This is a genomic window from Roseobacter weihaiensis (assembly GCF_020622345.1).
GTDB classification, from domain to species: domain Bacteria; phylum Pseudomonadota; class Alphaproteobacteria; order Rhodobacterales; family Rhodobacteraceae; genus Roseobacter; species Roseobacter weihaiensis.
This window is the reverse complement of the sequence record NZ_JACNMO010000007.1, coordinates 131,786-146,526: the sequence shown is the minus strand read 5'-3', so window position 1 is coordinate 146,526 and position 14,741 is coordinate 131,786. Positions and strand designations below refer to the sequence as shown.

The 14,741-nt window shown below is 61.3% G+C and carries 14 protein-coding genes; 6 read left to right on the top strand and 8 right to left on the bottom strand.

Annotated features, from left to right (window positions below):
• Position 1: 1 nt before the first annotated feature.
• The 3 genes from H7847_RS10305 to H7847_RS10295 form a co-directional block, all read right to left on the bottom strand.
• The gene (locus H7847_RS10305; protein WP_227269400.1) at positions 2–1,003 is read right to left on the bottom strand and encodes an SPOR domain-containing protein; all 1,002 of its coding nucleotides are present in this window, start codon (positions 1,001–1,003) and stop codon (positions 2–4) included.
• 81 nt (positions 1,004–1,084) lie between these two features.
• Positions 1,085–2,827 (bottom strand): arginine--tRNA ligase, encoded by a 1,743-nt coding sequence (gene argS / locus H7847_RS10300; RefSeq protein WP_227269399.1) that lies wholly within the window; start codon positions 2,825–2,827, stop codon positions 1,085–1,087.
• Positions 2,828–2,902: 75 nt separating this feature from the next.
• Positions 2,903–4,054, bottom strand: a complete 1,152-nt coding sequence (locus H7847_RS10295) for a deoxyguanosinetriphosphate triphosphohydrolase (protein ID WP_227269398.1) — start codon at positions 4,052–4,054, stop codon at positions 2,903–2,905.
• 82 nt (positions 4,055–4,136) lie between these two features.
• Here H7847_RS10295 and H7847_RS10290 point away from each other — a divergent pair, with 82 nt between their 5' ends.
• Positions 4,137–4,460, top strand: a complete 324-nt coding sequence (locus H7847_RS10290) for a HesB/IscA family protein (RefSeq protein WP_227269397.1) — start codon at positions 4,137–4,139, stop codon at positions 4,458–4,460.
• A gap of 42 nt (positions 4,461–4,502) precedes the next feature.
• On the opposite strand, the gene H7847_RS10285 is transcribed toward H7847_RS10290, so the two are convergent.
• Together H7847_RS10285 and H7847_RS10280 are read right to left on the bottom strand one after the other, a co-directional pair.
• A complete protein-coding gene (locus H7847_RS10285; protein ID WP_227269396.1) occupies positions 4,503–5,552 on the bottom strand; it encodes a DUF6902 family protein in 1,050 nt (349 codons plus the stop codon).
• An 80-nt stretch (positions 5,553–5,632) separates the two neighbouring features.
• Entirely contained in the window at positions 5,633–5,926 is a 294-nt protein-coding gene (locus tag H7847_RS10280) for a DUF6749 family protein (RefSeq protein WP_227269395.1), read from the bottom strand.
• Positions 5,927–6,282: 356 nt separating this feature from the next.
• On the opposite strand from H7847_RS10280, the gene xth reads away from it, so the two are divergent.
• Positions 6,283–7,065 carry an exodeoxyribonuclease III gene (xth, locus tag H7847_RS10275; protein ID WP_227269394.1) on the top strand — a complete coding sequence of 261 codons (783 nt, stop codon included), beginning with the start codon at positions 6,283–6,285 and terminating at the stop codon, positions 7,063–7,065.
• Between the two features lie 5 nt (positions 7,066–7,070).
• On the opposite strand, the gene H7847_RS10270 is transcribed toward xth, so the two are convergent.
• The 3 genes from H7847_RS10270 to H7847_RS10260 all read right to left on the bottom strand — a co-directional run bounded on the left by H7847_RS10270 (position 7,071) and on the right by H7847_RS10260 (position 9,050).
• Entirely contained in the window at positions 7,071–7,685 is a 615-nt protein-coding gene (locus H7847_RS10270) for a hypothetical protein (protein WP_227269393.1), read from the bottom strand.
• A gap of 123 nt (positions 7,686–7,808) precedes the next feature.
• Positions 7,809–8,393 carry an HNH endonuclease gene (locus H7847_RS10265; RefSeq protein ID WP_227269392.1) on the bottom strand — a complete coding sequence of 195 codons (585 nt, stop codon included), beginning with the start codon at positions 8,391–8,393 and terminating at the stop codon, positions 7,809–7,811.
• A 258-nt stretch (positions 8,394–8,651) separates the two neighbouring features.
• Positions 8,652–9,050 (bottom strand): VOC family protein, encoded by a 399-nt coding sequence (locus H7847_RS10260; protein WP_227269391.1) that lies wholly within the window; start codon positions 9,048–9,050, stop codon positions 8,652–8,654.
• 307 nt (positions 9,051–9,357) lie between these two features.
• On the opposite strand from H7847_RS10260, the gene H7847_RS10255 reads away from it, so the two are divergent.
• The 4 genes from H7847_RS10255 to H7847_RS10240 are packed head-to-tail and all read left to right on the top strand — an operon-like array spanning position 9,358 to position 14,451.
• Entirely contained in the window at positions 9,358–11,100 is a 1,743-nt protein-coding gene (locus H7847_RS10255; RefSeq protein WP_227269390.1) for a PHA/PHB synthase family protein, read from the top strand.
• Between the two features lie 3 nt (positions 11,101–11,103).
• Positions 11,104–11,877, top strand: coding sequence for an enoyl-ACP reductase FabI (gene fabI, locus H7847_RS10250; protein ID WP_227269389.1), 774 nt, complete (start codon positions 11,104–11,106; stop codon positions 11,875–11,877).
• A complete protein-coding gene (locus H7847_RS10245; RefSeq protein ID WP_227269388.1) occupies positions 11,867–13,276 on the top strand; it encodes a bifunctional enoyl-CoA hydratase/phosphate acetyltransferase in 1,410 nt (469 codons plus the stop codon). Before fabI ends, H7847_RS10245 begins: the two co-directional genes overlap by 11 nt.
• Positions 13,273–14,451, top strand: a complete 1,179-nt coding sequence (locus H7847_RS10240; protein ID WP_227269387.1) for an acetate/propionate family kinase — start codon at positions 13,273–13,275, stop codon at positions 14,449–14,451. Before H7847_RS10245 ends, H7847_RS10240 begins: the two co-directional genes overlap by 4 nt.
• The last annotated feature ends 290 nt before the right edge of the window (positions 14,452–14,741 follow it).

The following is a 14,741-nucleotide window of genomic DNA, read 5'->3' as shown; positions in this document are numbered from 1 at the left end:
GTTACTTGACCTGAACCGGAATACAATCGACCCCTTCGGCCTTGAAGGCAGAGCAGAACCGGCGCGTGTCGTTGAGGTCCAAAAACCCCATCGCCCGCAACCGGTAAAAGTTCCGTCCACCCGATTGCGCCTGCTGCACGACGCGGGACTTGTCCTGCAGCACATCGCCAAAGCGCGCCTGCAGGCGGGCCCATTCCGCGCGGGCCACCTCTGCGGTGTCAAACGCCCCAAGCTGCACCAGACGCGTGCCGGCCGGGATCGCATCGGCGTCAATCTCAGCCACAGGTGCTGGTTCAGAATAAGAGGCCTGCTGCCCCAGAGCGGGCGCGTTGGCGGGGCGCAACTGAGGCCGGACGGAGACACGCACGCCGGGGGCATCTATGGGGGCTGCGGTGGTTGTCAGGACAGCCGGTTGCGGCGCTGCGGGGTCTGCTGAGGGGCGAGCCTGCACCGTCTTGGGACCATCCGAGCCGGAAAGGGGTGTGACATTTGCGGTCAACGCGGCGACCACCTCATCAATCGCCCCTTGCTGTAGCCGGGCGGAGAGGTCTTGCGGCGTTTCCCCAAAGGAAGCTGCCGCCGGTGCCAGCGGCGCGGGGGGCACCACAGGGGCGGCGTCGGCGGCAACAATCGGCTGATCTTCCTCAGACAGTGCCACATCGGCGGGGGCCAGCACGACACGGTCGACCGGACCGGAGGCAACCCCCTGGGCTGCAATCTCGTTGACCGCCAACCCCTGGTGCCGGGCCAGCTGCCCGCCGGGATCTTCGGGGCGCACCCGCATCTCTCCCTCTGCGGCCCGAACCACCGGAATACCGCTCACATCGCGCACCATCAGTTTATATCCCCAGACCGCCACGCCTGTGATCAGTGCCAGCGACACCGCAGCGCCCGCGATATTCGTCAGGGTAACCAAAGAGTTAGGTGTCGCATTCTGAGGGGGCTGCCCATCGGCATGCCGCCCATAAGCCCCCATGCCATGGGAGAATTCCACATCCGCCATCAGTGCCTCACTGCCCTTTGGGTACATTGCCCACAGGGTCTGTCTAGAGAGTTGCTGCTCGGGCGCGGGCTGCGTTTTTTGCTATCGCATTTCCTGCGCCGGTGTGACACCAAGAATACCAAGACCGGACGCAATTACAACGCTCGTGGCGCGCGCAAGCGCGATTTTCGCTTGTGTGACTTTTGGGTCATCCTGCACAAACCGCAAATCAGGCAGCTCATTGCCCTTGTTCCACAGCGCATGAAAGACGCCCGCCAGCTCGTAGAGGTAAAAGGCCACCCGGTGCGGCTCGTTGCTGCGCGCGGCGGTTTCCACCAAGCGCGGCCATTCGGCCAGCTTGGCGATCAGGCCAAGCTCCGCGGCATGGTCAATCAGCGTCAGATCGGCGGCAGCGAGGGTCGCGTCATCCACCGCCACGCCCGCCTCCTGCGCCCGACGCAGCACCGAGGCCACCCGCGCATGCGCATATTGCACATAAAACACCGGGTTCTCGCGGCTCTGCTCCATCACCTTGTCGAAATCAAAATCCAGCATCGCATCGTTCTTGCGCGTCAGCATCACAAAGCGGGTGACATCCGGGCCGACCTGGTCGACCACATCGCGCAGGGTGACAAAGGTCCCTGCCCGCTTGGACATCTTGAAGGGCTCACCGTTCTTGTAGAGCTTCACCAACTGCGTCAGCTTGATGTCCAGCGACACCTTTCCCTCGGACAGCGCCGAGACCGCCGCCTTCATCCGCTTGACATAGCCGCCGTGATCCGCGCCGAACACATCGATCAGCGCGTCGAACCCGCGGCTCACCTTGTCATAATGATAAGCGATATCGGGCGCGAAGTAGGTCCAGGAGCCATCCGATTTCATCACCGGACGATCCACGTCGTCCCCATGTTCGGTCGATTTGAACAGGGTCTGCTCGCGTGGCTCCCAATCCTCGGGCTTTTTGCCCTTGGGCGGCTCCAGCACACCTTCGTAGATCAGACCCTTTTCCTTGAGATCGTCAATCGCCGCCTCGATCCGACCCGTCCCGTAAAGCGACTTCTCGGAGTAAAAGACATCCATTTCCACGCCCAGTGCCTTCAGATCGGCCCGGATCAGGTCCATCATCGCCTCGGTCGAGAAGTCCCGGACCTCTTCCAGCCAGAACTGCTCTCCCTTGCCCACGAAGGCATCGCCCACTTTTTCCTTGAGCTGTTGCCCCACCGCGATGAGGTAGTCGCCGGGGTATGTGCCGTCGGGAAAGGCCACGTCCTGACCGTGCGCTTCCAGATACCGCAGATAGACCGACCGGGCCAGCACATCGACCTGCGCCCCGCCATCGTTGATGTAGTATTCCCGCGTGACGTCAAAACCCGCAAAATCCAGCAGCGAGGCCAGCGCATCACCAAAGACCGCCCCCCGCGTGTGCCCCACGTGCAGGGGTCCCGTGGGGTTGGCGGAGACATATTCCACATTCACCCGTTGCCCGGCCCCCAGACTGGCGCGGCCAAAATCGGTGCCCTGTGCCAGAACCGCCCCCAGCACGTCGCGCCAGGCCTCGGGGGCCAACCGCAGGTTCAGAAAGCCGGGGCCCGCCACCTGCGCCTCGGTGATCCGCGGGTCCTCGCGCAGCTTTTCGGCCAGCGCTTCAGCGATATCCCGCGGCTTTTGGCCTGCGGGCTTGGCCAGCACCATCGCCGCATTGGTGGCCATGTCGCCATGGGCGGCATCGCGCGGCGGCTCGACCGTCACATTTGTCATGCTCAGGCCTTGCGGCAACTGCCCGGCAGTGACCATCTGGTCCAGACACGTCAGCACATGCGCACGGATATCGGCAAAAAGGTTCATCGCGTTTTCCCATCAGAGAGCTTGGGCGCGGTTTATCACGCCCGCTTGCCGGGTCAACCGCTGCACGCCCCGTCTTCAGGCCTCGGAATCCTTTGCAATCAGACGGGCGTGTTCCTGCAGGGCAAAGCGGTCCGTCATGCCTGCAATGTAGTCGGACACGATCCGCGCCAGATCGGTCTCGGATTGCGTCTCTTCCACGTCCTTGCGCCACTGTTTGGGCAGTTGATCGGGATGCGCCATGAAATAGGGGAAAAGCTCCTCGACCACCGTGGTGACCTTTGCGCGCATCCCGATCACGCTGGGCGCGCGGTACATCCGGTCAAAGAGAAACGCGCGGATCACCTTGAGATCGGCAAAGACCGCGTCGGAAAACCGGATGATGGTGTGACCGGCAGCCCGGATGTCATGCACCGACTGCGGTTGCAGCGCGGCCAGACGGCCCTGCGCCAGCGTAATCACATCCTCGACCAGCACGCCAAAAAACCGCCGCAGCGCCTCATGCCGCCGACGGTAATAGTTCAGCCCGGGATAGAGCGCATCCACCTGTGCAAAACACCTGTCAAGAATGGGCAGCATCGCCAGTTCGTCCGTCGAAAACAGCTCGGCCCGCAGACCGTCATGCAGATCGTGGTGATTATAGGCCACGTCATCCGCGATCGCGGCCACCTGCGCCTCGGCGCTGGCGAAGGTGTGCAACTCCAGATCGTGCTGGTCATTATAGGCCCGCAGCGCCCAGGGCACCTCGCCCAGCACCGGGCCGTTGTGCTTGGCCAGCCCCTCCAGCGTCTCCCAGGTGAGGTTGAGCCCGTCGAAATCCGCATAATGCCGCTCCAGATTTGTGACGATGCGGATCGCCTGCGCATTGTGATCGAACCCCCCATAGGGGGCCATCATGGCCGACAGCGCATCCTCGCCGGTGTGACCAAAGGGGGTGTGGCCCAGATCATGCGCCAGAGCCACCGCCTCCGTCAGTTCAGGGTTCAGCCCCAACGCACCTGCAATCGTGCGCGCGACCTGGGCGACCTCAATGGAATGGGTCAGCCGGGTGCGATAGTAATCTCCCTCATGCTCGATAAAGACCTGAGTCTTGTGCTTGAGCCGCCGGAACGCGCTGGCATGGATGATCCGGTCGCGATCCCGTTGAAAACAGGACCGGAATCTACTCTCTTCCTCGGGCATGCGCCGTCCACGGGCCTGTGCCGGATCAGAGGCAAAAGAAACTGTCATTGCCGAGGGTCCTTGTCGCCTGTCCTTCGACTTCGTATATTGCATGCATCGCGTTAATGAAACCGCTTGACGGAGCACGGCAATGCAACTTCCTCCCAAAGTTACTCCACGCGCTTTTGAACGACTGGCCGAGATCGGTGCCTCCGGCGAAGGCAAGGCGCTGCGCGTCGCCGTTGAAGGGGGCGGATGTTCCGGATTTCACTATGAGATCGAGCTGGACGAGCCCCGCGATGATGATCTCGTGCTGGAAGGTGCCGGTCAGAAAGTCGTGGTGGACGCGGTCTCCCTACCGTTTCTGGCGGATGCGATAATTGACTTCAGCGAAGAACTGATCGGCGCGCGGTTTGTCATCAACAACCCCAATGCGACCAGCTCTTGCGGATGCGGTACGTCCTTTTCGATGTGACGTTAGGAACGCCCTCTACTCGCCTGTAATATAACAAATTCATCACATCGCGCGCGAAAATCCCGCGAAGAACGCATCAAACCGGGTGGAGGATCGGGCAGCCCCTTCAAGGATCTGCTGATGCTCTGCGGCCAGAGTTCGTTCGAAGATCGCGCGCATCTGATCCCAGTCGCCGGTCCGCCCCGGGCCGAGCCCATACAGGACCTCTGAGATCGCCCGCAACGGCCCCTTGCGTGTAGCATGCCGTGTGACCATCACCCCTGCCGTTTGCGGCATGCCAGGAAACCCTGACAGACCGGCAAGCTCCGCCCACCAGCTGGTGACCAAATACTCGTGATAGGCATCCGGTGCAGGACCATCGGGGGCCGCCGACAGGACGAAACCGGCAAGCTCCCGCGAAAGCCAGTCTTCCCAGACAGCACTTGGGGTTTCTCCGGCAAAACGCAAAGCGACACAGATTTCCGAAAGCAGATCAATGTCTTGGTCGAGATAGGCCAGAAGCCCCGCGAATTCGAGGCTGACCACCGCAGCTTCTGACAGGCCGGGCGAACGTTTCCCGTATTCAGAGAGATAAAAGACGATGTGGGTCAGCTCATAGGCCGCTTTTTTGTTGGGCAGCGCGAAGGTTTCGGAATGGCCGATAAAACGGCGCAGGCGCTGTTCAAGATCCCCGTCCAGCCTGCCGCACCCCCGGCGCGCCAGCAGACGTTGCGCCTCGGCGCGTTGCAGATCGGACAATTCCGAGGTCGGCAGGTCGGCCTGCGCCACCCATTGACACAGCGCCCGGCCCTTTTCGCCCTCATAGCCGAGGTCTTCGAGATCAAGGCAAATCGACAGCAAAAACCGGTAGTATTGCGGGAAAAATCGCAACCGCTGTTCCAGACCGTCGTAAAACCCCTTGAAAACATCGAGGCTTTGCGCCGGCAGCGCGGCCCCGCCGGTCGCCAGCACATTCAGCACTTCGGCGTTTTCCTTCAGCCAAAAGACATCCTCAGGCTGCCGTCGATGCCGGGCAAAGCTGTTGATGAGAGCGGCTTGCCGCTGCGCGGTATTCGGCCTGCGTGGCAAACCGATCGGAACAACATTGGACATGGGGGATCTCTTTATCGGTTCTTGCGGATCTTGATCGGATGGACCACGCGTACCCCTGCGCGGTCCACGCGTTTGTCAGGTCAGCAAGACGGCGTCATGCTCGTGGTGAAAAGCCCGGTCGCCTCGCCCGACAAGGCGTCGCGCCCGGACACCATGCTTGTGGTGTAAAGGCCGGTGTCATCGCCTGCCAGGACGCAGCCTTCGGGTGCCATCGAGGTGGTGAAGAGAGCTGTGCCGTCACCGCACATCATATCGGTGCCTGCAGGTGCCATTGAAGTGGTAAAGAGGCCCGTGGCCTCCCCGGCGTGCAGGTCGGCGGTAGGGGCGAGCAAATCAGCTTCGGTAAAAGTTGAGCGCTGTGCGTTAGTTTTCATGGTATATCCCTTTCAGTTTCAGGTTGATCGCCCTTAAACGCTTGCCCGCCTTGAGAGAGTTGAAAAGAAATTTTTATCTTAAGAAAATTTTAACCAGGGCTTATCCACAGAGAGCCGAGGACGTATCTTTCCACCCCAATGTTCGCATCTGACGCGGTAACTTTCGTTAAAATTTCTTTATCCACAGAGGATAAGTCTGTGGATATTAACCAAATTCGCGCTGAGATCGCCAAAAGGTTAACAAGAATCACAGATACCGATTGGCGCGCAAAAGATCGCGCCCGCGTACCGTCTGCCCCTTGCCCTGACCGCTGGCCTGCGCGATAGCTGGCAAGAGCGGCGACAGGAGCAGACCCATGAAGATAGCGACATTCAACATCAACGGCATCAAGGCGCGGATCAACGCCCTGCCCGATTGGCTGGACGACGCACAGCCGGATGTCGCACTGCTGCAAGAGATCAAATCGGTGGACGAGAGCTTTCCCCGCGCCCTGTTCGAAGATCGGGGATACAATGTAGAGACCCATGGCCAGAAGAGCTTCAACGGCGTGGCGATCCTCTCAAAGCGACCACTGGAAGATGTCATGCGCGGCCTGCCCGGTGACGACAGTGACGACCAGGCCCGCTATATCGAAGCGACCGTCATGGGAGAGACGCAGGCGGTGCGCCTCTGCGGGCTTTACCTGCCCAACGGGAACCCCGCACCGGGGCCCAAATACGACTACAAACTGGGCTGGATGGCGCGGTTGCACCAGCGCGCGAAAGAGCTGTTGGCACAAGAGGCGCCCTTTGTGATGGCCGGGGACTACAACATCATTCCGCAAGCCGAAGACGCGGCCAAACCCGACAGTTGGCGCGAGGATGCGCTTTTTCGGCTGGAAAGCCGGACCGCCTTTCGCAAGCTGCTGAACCTCGGCCTGACGGAGGCCTTTCGCGCCCGCACGCCGGGTCCGGGCCACTACAGTTTCTGGGATTATCAGGCGGGCGCGTGGAATCGCAACAACGGCATCCGTATCGACCACCTGCTGCTGAGCCCGCAGGCCGCTGATTTGCTAACGGATTGCCAGATCGACAAGGATGTGCGCGGGCGCGACAAGCCGTCAGATCACGTCCCGGTCTGGATCGACCTGGCCGCCTGATCCGCTCAGCGGACGTGCAGGTTGTCGAACGTGCCGCCGTCGAAATGGGACTGCTGGTTCTCTGTGAGCTGGTCGAAATCAACCTTTACATATCTGATATCGGCGTCGGCATCCTTGTGGGCTTTCAGTCGACGGTTGTCGACGCTGACGATCTCACCCTCAAAAAATGTAATGGTGATCGGGGGTGTCGTCTGTGGATCAAGGGTTCCGTTCTGCAGGGCAGCCGTCATCTCGGCCACCGTGCGGATCATGCTGCCGGTTTCATCCGGGAACGGCGTCTGAAAGAACGATGTACACCCGCTCTGACTGAACCGCAGCTCACGTGGTGAGATGGTGCCTTCCTCGGCCAGCGCGTCGTAGGTCTCCTCCCGGGGCACGGCGTTCTCGGCCAGGAAAGCGTCCAGCGACATTGTTTTGCCCTTGGCCTTTTTCCTCCCCTTCTTTCTGCCAAGCTGCAGGACGGCGCCGGTGGCTTTGCGTTGCAGGGCGGCACCGGCATGCACCACTGCGCTGTTGTTCGCCATCTTCTGCCATTGACCAAGCCGCGCGACCGCCGGAACACCTGCCTGGTCGCGCTCAAGGCCATCGCGCCCGACCGTTTCCCGCTGATCCGGGGTCACACGCGGCGTCGATGCTGTTGCTGGATCAGCGCCCTGTCGCATGAACTACCTCCGCACTTTACAACCTATCGTAGTAAAATGCAGAGATAAAGAATTTTCGCAGCCCTCGGGATCGCCATGGCCTCAAGCCTCAAGCTCCGCATCCCAATAGAGGAAATCCATCCAGCTTTCATGCAGGTGGTTGGGGGGGAATTTCCGGCCCATGTTGCGCAGCTCTTCCGCGCCAGGCTGGCGTGGCGGTTTGCGCAGGTTCAACCCGGTGCGGTGCAGCGGTTTGGAGCCTTTCCTGAGGTTGCAGGGCGAACAGGCCGCAACCACGTTCTGCCAGCTTGTCACGCCGCCGGAGGCTCTTGGCACCACATGGTCAAACGTCAGATCCCCCCGTGCGCCACAGTACTGGCAGCGGAATTCGTCGCGTAGAAATAAGTTAAAGCGTGTGAAGGCCACGCGCTTTTGAGGTTTTACATAGTCTTTCAGGACAACGACGGAGGGGATGCGTATCTCTGTGGAAGGGCTGCGCACGATGTCTTCGTATTCTGCAACGATGTCGACCCGGTCCAGCCACGCGGCCTTGACGGCTTCCTGCCAGGGCCAGAGCGACAGGGGATAGTAGCTCAACGGCCTGTAGTCTGCATTCAGAACGAGGGCTGGCCTGTGTTTCAAGCTCGCCGGGTTCCGCGTGAATTCCGTTCTAAAATCGCCGTCCATAGTAACCCTGCACCTTTGCCGTTCCGCGTCCGGTCCGGCGAGACAGCCTCACCGATGGCCTGACTATATCTCGTGGTTTTTGTCTTGCAAGCCCTTGCGTGACCACAAGATGTCGCAACGTGCATAGGATGCCCAGATGACAGGCAGATGACAGTTATCCACAGGGGCGTCGGCGCGCGACACAGCCTCCGGAGAACGGTCCTAGGCCGCCCTGCAACTTCGCGTCATGGCCTATGCAGCTTGGCCGACCTTCAGAACCTATGTATGGCGTGCATGGATCGGGGAGGCGATCTCGACCAGATGCCCGTCAATATCGCGCAGGTAACCGCTGACCTGCCCCCAGGGTTTTGTCGCCGGCGGTTTGACCGCCACCGCGCCGTTCGCGACCGCCTGCGCGTAGTGCCCGGCCACGTCCTCGGTGACGAAGGTGATGTTCACCGGCCCGGTGCTCTGCGTCGGATCACTTGCCCGCATCTCGACACCGTTCATTTCCGCCATCTGATAGGCGGCAAAGCCCAGCACGGTATCCCCGGTTGCAATTTCCCCGTAAAGATTGCTGTCGTGCAGAAAAGAAACCTCCCAGTCAAAGGCATCGCGGTAGTGGTCCAGGGCCGCGGGCACGTCAGCGACGTAGAGAATGGTGTAGCCCAGTTTCATCGCGCTCAACTCCGCATTTTGGTCTTCGCAAGGCTAGCGCATGACGCACGATCTGTCTTCTAAGAATTCCCCGTGACCCGCAGGGGACACCAAGCCGCCTTGGCCCCGCTGCACCGCAGCATGCTGTGATGCGGCATTTCAGGCAAAAAGCGGCGCGAAATTAGGCCAACACCCTGAGAGGTGAGCAAAATTCAGCGTGTTCACGCTGTGACAGCTGCGCTGAGCGACTGTCATGTTTAAGTGACAGTTACAATCCTGTCATGCTGTAACGATACCTCAGGATCGAGCAGAAGCAACGAGGCGACCCATGAAAGATTCCACGGACAATACCCCACTTGAATTTCCCGCCGAGCCGCAAAGCCCTGTGGGCTCAGACCGGCCCCTGCGCGGTCATCTTGCCAGAATGACAATGGGCGCCTCACCGGTGTCGACCCTGGCGATGATGAACGACTGGGCCCTGCATCTGGCGAGCGCGCCTGACAAGCAGGTGTCGTTGGTCAAAAAGGCGCAGGACAATTGGCTGAGCTGGCTGAGCTTTGTGAGCAAGGGCTGCCCCGCAGACCCGGACGACCATCCGATCGCGCCGCAAAAAAACGACCGCCGCTTTACCCATGAGGGCTGGGCCAAAGCGCCCTATGCAGCGATGTCACAGGCGTTTTTGCTGGCCGAAGATTTCGTCGATCACGCCACCTCGGACGTGCCCGGCCTGTCCCCCGCGCACGACCGGGCGATGACCTTTCTGATGCGCCAGATGATGGATGCGGTCGCCCCGTCGAACTTTCCCACGACCAATCCCGAGGTTGTCGCCCGCACGGTCGAGATGGGAGGTCAGAACATCGTGCAGGGGGCTGCAAAACTGATGCGTGACTGCCGCGCCGCGGCCTTGGGTGAAAAAGCCAAGCGGACGAAAGTTGTGGGGCAGGATGTTGCCGTCACCCCCGGCAAGGTGGTTTTTCGAACGCATCTGATGGAGCTGATCCAATACAGCCCCGCAACAGAGAAAGTGCATGCGGAGCCGGTCCTGATCGTGCCCGCATGGATCATGAAATACTATATTCTCGATCTCAGCCCGCATAACTCGATGGTGCGCTACCTGACCGAGCAGGGCTTTACCGTCTTTATGATCTCCTGGCGCAATCCGGGTGCCGAGGATGCCGATCTTGGCATGGCCGACTACCTTGAGCAGGGCCCGATGGCAGCGCTGGATCACATCACCACCACCACAGGCGCGCAAAAGGTGCATGCGGCGGGCTATTGCCTTGGGGGCACGCTCTTGTCGATCACGGCCGCCGCGATGGCCCGCGCAGTCGATAACAGGCTGGCGAGCATGACTTTGCTGGCCGCCCAGACGGATTTCAGCCAGGCGGGCGAGCTGATGCTCTTTATCAACGAAAGTCAGGTGTCCTTTCTCGAAGATGTGATGAAGGTGCAGGGCTATCTGGATTCCAGCCAGATGGAGAGCGCCTTTCAAATGATACGGTCCAATGATCTGATCTGGTCCCGGGTCATTCGCGACTATCTTCTGGGGGACGATGCGGTTCTGATGACGGACCTGATGGCGTGGAATGCCGACAGCACCCGCATGCCCGCACGCATGCATGCAGATTACCTGCGGCAGATGTTTCTCAACAATGATCTGGCGGCCGGACGCTACAGGGTCGACGGTCATCCGGTGTCCTTGCGAGACATCCGCGTGCCGGTCTTTGCCGTCGGCACCGAGACCGACCACGTGGCCCCGTGGCAATCGGCCTTCAAGATCCATGCGCTGACGCATGCTGATGTCACCTTTGTGCTGACCAATGGCGGCCATAACGCCGGTGTCCTTTCGGAGCCCGGCCACAAGCACCGCCACTACGCGATCCACACCACCCACGATCAGGACAAGGCCCTCGGGCCTGACGACTGGCGCGCCGCCGCGGCCCGACACGAGGGCAGCTGGTGGCCAGCCTGGGCGGCTTGGCTGGCCGGGCCGGCTGAACAGATGGTGACCCCGCCGAAAATGCCGCGCGCGCTCGGGGATGCCCCCGGAACATATGTATTGGTGGAGTAGGTGATGATGCCACAAACGGACTTTCTCAAGGGCAAAAAGGGGCTCATCGTCGGGGTGGCGAACGCGCACTCGATCGCGGCAGGCTGCGCGCGTGCGTTTCGCGCCTCGGGCGCCGATATCGCCCTGACCTACCAGAACGAACAGGCCAAGCGATTTGTCGCACCGGTTGCGGATGAGATCGGCGCTGATCTGTTTCTGCCGCTCGATGTGACGGACACCAACCAGATGGACGCCGTCTTCGAGCAAATCCAAAAGCGGTGGGGCCGGCTGGATTTCATGCTGCATTCGATTGCCTACTGCCCCCGCGACGATCTGCACGGGCGCGTTGTCGACTGCTCTCAGTCCGGGTTTGGATTGGCCATGGACATCTCGGTGCATTCCCTGATCCGGATGGCCAAGCGGGCAGAACCGCTGATGGCAGACGGCGGCACCATTCTCACAGTCTCCTATCAGGGGGCCGAAAAAGTTGTCGATCACTACAACATCATGGGGCCGGTCAAGGCCGCCCTTGAGGCCACCATGCGGTATCTTTCGGTTGAGCTGGGCGATCAGAACATCCGCGTCAACGCGCTGTCGCCCGGCCCCTTGGCCACCCGCGCGGCCTCGGGCATCGATCATTTCGACGAGCTGATCGAAGACGCCAAGGCCCGCGCGCCCCTGCACCGGCTCACCACGATCGAGGAGGTGGGCGCGATGGCGGCTTGTCTGGTATCGGATTTTGCGCAATCTGTCAGCGGCAACACCGCCTATGTCGATGGAGGGCATCATGTCGTCTGACACCGAGCACAGTATGGGATACATCGAAAACCGCCCCTTCGATGAGATTGAGATCGGCGATTTCGCCGAGCTGGAACGCACCCTGACACCACAGGACATTGACGCCTTTGCCGTCGTTTCAGGCGATGTGAATCCCGCCCATGTGGACGCCGAATTTGCGCAGGACGACATCTTTCACAAGGTGATTGCCCATGGGATGTGGGGCGGTGCGCTGATCTCCAACGTGCTGGGCACGCAATTGCCGGGACCGGGGACGATCTATCTCGACCAGTCGCTCAAGTTCCTCAAGCCCGTCGGCATCGGTGACACCGTCACCGTGCGGGTCACCGTGGTGGAGAAGCAGCTTGAAAAGAAACATCTGACGCTGGATTGCCAATGCACCAACGGCGACGGCAAACCGGTGATCACCGGCAAGGCGGTTGTGATCGCGCCGGACCGGAAAATCCGCCGGCCAAGGATCATCATGCCTGATCTGCTGCTGCATCGCCGCGGGGCGGCATATGACCGGCTGCTGGCGCAGGCGCAGGCGCTGCCGCCGCTGCCCACCGCGATTGTGCACCCCTGCGATGCCAAATCGCTGGAGGCCGCCCTCGAAACGCGCGACCTGGGCCTGATCCAGCCGCTGCTGGTCGGGCCCGAGGACCGCATCCGCGCAACGGCGCGGGAAAATGATCTGGACATCGGTGATCTGCCGGTCTTTGACACCGAGCACAGCCATGCCTCAGCGGATAAGGCGGTCGAACTGGTGCGGGATGGCAAGGCCCGCGCGATCATGAAAGGCGCACTACACACGGATGAGATCATGTCCGCCGTGGTGGCCAAATCAGGCGGGCTGCGCACCGAACGCCGGATGAGCCATGTCTATGTGATGGATGTGCCGACCTATCCCAAACCGCTGATCATCACCGATGCGGCGATCAACATCACGCCCGATCTGCAAACCAAGGCGGATATGGTCCAGAACGCCATTGATCTGGCGCGCGCAACCGGCATCGAAGCGCCAAAAGTCGCGATCCTGTCGGCGGTCGAGACCATCACGCCACGCCTGCAATCCACCGTCGATGCCGCCGCCCTGTGCAAAATGGCGGACCGGGGGCAGATCACCGGCGGCGTGCTCGACGGGCCGCTGGCCTTTGACAACGCGATTTCCATGCGCGCCGCCGAGATCAAGGGGATAAATTCCCCGGTTGCCGGGCAGGCCGACATTCTGGTGGCCCCCGACCTGGAAGCGGGCAATATGATCTCGAAACAGCTGATGTATCTGGCCGGTGCGGAGGCGGCAGGCATCGTGCTGGGCGCGCAGGTGCCCATCATGCTGACCAGCCGTGCCGACGACAGCCGGACCCGGATCGCCTCTGCGGCGATTGCCGTTCTCTTCTGCAACTCGGTGCCAACATGAGCGGCCTGCTGACATTGAACACCGGCTCCTCGTCGCTGAAGTTCGGGCTCTACCGGAACGCGCCCGAGCCACAGATGCTGGTTCACGGGCAAGTGGACGGGATCGGGAAAACCGCAAAACTCATCCTTAAAACCGAGACCGCGAAGACCGCGGCGCATGTCAAGGCCCCCTCGCCTGCTGCGGCGCTCGAGGCCGTGATGCACGCCCTTGCCCCGCATCTCAACGGGCTGACAATCTCTGGCATCGGGCACCGCATCGTGCATGGCGGCCCGGCGTTCGCCGAACCGATGGTGCTGACCACGGAGACACTGGCAGCCCTTGCCGAGTTTTCGCCATTAGCCCCGCTGCACCAACCCAACAATCTGGCGGGGGTCAGGGCGGCCCAGGCGGCCTTTCCGGGGGCCATTCAGGTGGGCTGTTTCGACACCGCCTTTCACCGGGGCCACCCGTGGGTCAACGACACCTTCGCCTTGCCGCGCGCCTTCTACGATGAAGGCATCCGGCGCTACGGGTTTCACGGTCTGAGCTATGATTACATCACCGGCGTGGTGGAACAGGACTACCCTGATCTGCACCGGGGCCGTATCATCGTGGCCCATCTGGGCAATGGCGCCTCGATGTGCGCCATTCGGCACGGTCAGAGCGTTGGGTCGACCATGGGATTTTCCGCGCTGGACGGGCTGCCGATGGGCACACGGTGTGGACAGATCGACCCCGGAGTGGTGCTCTACCTGATCGAGCAAAGAGGCATGGACCCGCATGACGTGATGAAGCTGCTCTATCAGCGCAGCGGGCTTTTGGGGCTGTCCGGATCGACCAGCGATATGCGCGAACTGCTCGCCTCAGATCAGCCCGAGGCGGCACAGGCGATTGACTATTACGTCTTCCGTGCCCGGCGCGAGATCGGGGCACTCACGGCAGTGCTGGGTGGCCTGGACGCTTTGGTGTTCTGTGGTGGCATCGGGGAGAATGCCGTGCCGATCCGGCAACGCATCGTTGAGGGGCTGGAGTACCTGGGTCTCCAAATTGATCCTGCGAAAAATCAGGCCAATGCCCGCGATATCGGTGGAGGCACCACCCGCGTCATGGTGATCCCCACGGATGAGGAACGCGTCATCGCGCGGGCCATTCACGCGGCTTTGGCCGACCGGCCCCAACGCGCGGCGCACGCCTAAGGCGGTTCGGCACCCCTGGGGCATGGAGCAGGATCTGCCCACACCAGACACGGTTGCCCCTCGGCCAACCCTGTGCAACACCTAAAAACGGCCGACCGCCCCCAGAGCGCTGGTTTTTCACCGCGATTTCGGGGCGTTCCGGCAATTATGGCGCTATCGCACGCCCAGTTCATCAAATTTTTATCCGGACGGCGGCTTTCGCTCTTGAGTTATCTCGCATTAGAAACAAACTATACGTCAGCGCGAGATGCGCCAACAATCCGGTTGGGCGACACATGTCCAAACCGGGG

What these genes read in the sequence shown, in the direction of transcription:
- H7847_RS10295 (WP_227269398.1), bottom strand. Translation starts at nt 4,054, where the DNA reads ATGACAGTTTCTTTTGCCTCTGATCCGGCACAGGCCCGTGGACGGCGC.
- H7847_RS10290 (WP_227269397.1), top strand. Translation starts at nt 4,137, where the DNA reads ATGCAACTTCCTCCCAAAGTTACTCCACGCGCTTTTGAACGACTGGCC.
- H7847_RS10280 (WP_227269395.1), bottom strand. Translation starts at nt 5,926, where the DNA reads ATGAAAACTAACGCACAGCGCTCAACTTTTACCGAAGCTGATTTGCTC.
- H7847_RS10305 (WP_227269400.1), bottom strand. Translation starts at nt 1,003, where the DNA reads ATGGCGGATGTGGAATTCTCCCATGGCATGGGGGCTTATGGGCGGCAT.
- argS (WP_227269399.1), bottom strand. Translation starts at nt 2,827, where the DNA reads ATGAACCTTTTTGCCGATATCCGTGCGCATGTGCTGACGTGTCTGGAC.
- H7847_RS10245 (WP_227269388.1), top strand. Translation starts at nt 11,867, where the DNA reads ATGTCGTCTGACACCGAGCACAGTATGGGATACATCGAAAACCGCCCC.
- H7847_RS10265 (WP_227269392.1), bottom strand. Translation starts at nt 8,393, where the DNA reads ATGGACGGCGATTTTAGAACGGAATTCACGCGGAACCCGGCGAGCTTG.
- H7847_RS10285 (WP_227269396.1), bottom strand. Translation starts at nt 5,552, where the DNA reads ATGTCCAATGTTGTTCCGATCGGTTTGCCACGCAGGCCGAATACCGCG.
- H7847_RS10240 (WP_227269387.1), top strand. Translation starts at nt 13,273, where the DNA reads ATGAGCGGCCTGCTGACATTGAACACCGGCTCCTCGTCGCTGAAGTTC.
- H7847_RS10260 (WP_227269391.1), bottom strand. Translation starts at nt 9,050, where the DNA reads ATGAAACTGGGCTACACCATTCTCTACGTCGCTGACGTGCCCGCGGCC.
- xth (WP_227269394.1), top strand. Translation starts at nt 6,283, where the DNA reads ATGAAGATAGCGACATTCAACATCAACGGCATCAAGGCGCGGATCAAC.
- fabI (WP_227269389.1), top strand. Translation starts at nt 11,104, where the DNA reads ATGATGCCACAAACGGACTTTCTCAAGGGCAAAAAGGGGCTCATCGTC.
- H7847_RS10255 (WP_227269390.1), top strand. Translation starts at nt 9,358, where the DNA reads ATGAAAGATTCCACGGACAATACCCCACTTGAATTTCCCGCCGAGCCG.